Annotated in this window: 2 protein-coding genes; both read right to left on the minus strand. The window is 60.0% G+C overall.

Annotated elements, in window-relative coordinates:
* Positions 1-6: 6 nt before the first annotated feature.
* Positions 7-618, minus strand: coding sequence for a hypothetical protein (locus GTGU_RS23380; RefSeq protein ID WP_038163593.1), 612 nt, complete (start codon positions 616-618; stop codon positions 7-9).
* A partial coding sequence (locus GTGU_RS23385) for a phage virion morphogenesis family protein (protein ID WP_038163595.1) occupies positions 615-985 on the minus strand: 371 nt, incomplete at its 5' end. The genes GTGU_RS23385 and GTGU_RS23380, both read right to left, overlap by 4 nt.

Consider the following 985-nt stretch of genomic DNA (forward strand, 5'->3'; position numbering starts at 1 on the left):
GAGGGTTTAATCAGTTGTTTCATCGGTCTGACCTTCTCTTACGTTAATGATGTCCGGGTTATCAGATACCGGCTGACCCATAACAGCCCCCAGACGCAGGAAGTCCGGCAGCGTGGCAAGGTCAATATCGTCATCCAGCCGGAACTCCTGATCCCACGTCACCACCCACATCGTGATGCCGAGGCTGTCGAGGCTGCCGGAATAGATGTTTTCGGCGTTGATATTCTCCGCAAGGCGCTCGGCTTTCATGGCCTGCGGCGCATCACGCGAGGAGATACGGCGGGCCAGCAGGGCCACCAGAACTTCACAGCGGACATCACGGGGATATCCCCAGGAGTCTGTCACCATGATGTAGGCTCCCCACGTCACCAGCCCGGTCATGCCGTGCCGGCTGGTGATGTTGCGGATGCGTAGTGCCGCAAGGCGCACACAGCCATTGCCGGCAGACAGATGACGCTTCACCTCATCCGCCGTGCTGAACTGGCCGATGTGGCGCTCCACGGACTGCACGCGGGCAGGCGTGTCGCCTTCAATCTCCGGCCGGAGCCAGGCAATAATATTGTCGGCGGCACTGACCGTACTGCCGAGGGTAACCAGTGACGGGCGTTGTTCGCTCATGGTAATACCTCATTCCAGAAGTCCCCGATAACGTGTAAAAGCGCCTGGCGGTTGTCTGCTGACAGGCCAAGAAACTCACGCTGCGGAATGTTCAGGGCACGCTGGTGCGCCCCGACCGTCTGCCAGACGCCATGCTTCAGCGCACGACCGAACGCCTGCGTGATGAGGCGCTTGTGGGAGGAAACCGACACCTGACCGGAGAAACCTTCATTATGTGTACGGCCATAATCCAGCGGCGTCCCCACACGAACGTGACCACGGGAGACGATGTACTGGATGCTGTCGAGCAGATCGCCGTTGCCCTGTAACAGACTCTGGTTCCCGTGCCGGGTGGCGGCGTACCCCTCAGACCAGTCCTGCCACTTCT

The organism is Trabulsiella guamensis ATCC 49490 (assembly GCF_000734965.1).
In the GTDB taxonomy this organism is placed as follows: Bacteria; Pseudomonadota; Gammaproteobacteria; order Enterobacterales; family Enterobacteriaceae; genus Trabulsiella; species Trabulsiella guamensis.

Coding starts and splice junctions, on each gene's coding strand:
- GTGU_RS23380 (WP_038163593.1), bottom strand. CDS start 618: ATGAGCGAACAACGCCCGTCACTGGTTACCCTCGGCAGTACGGTCAGT.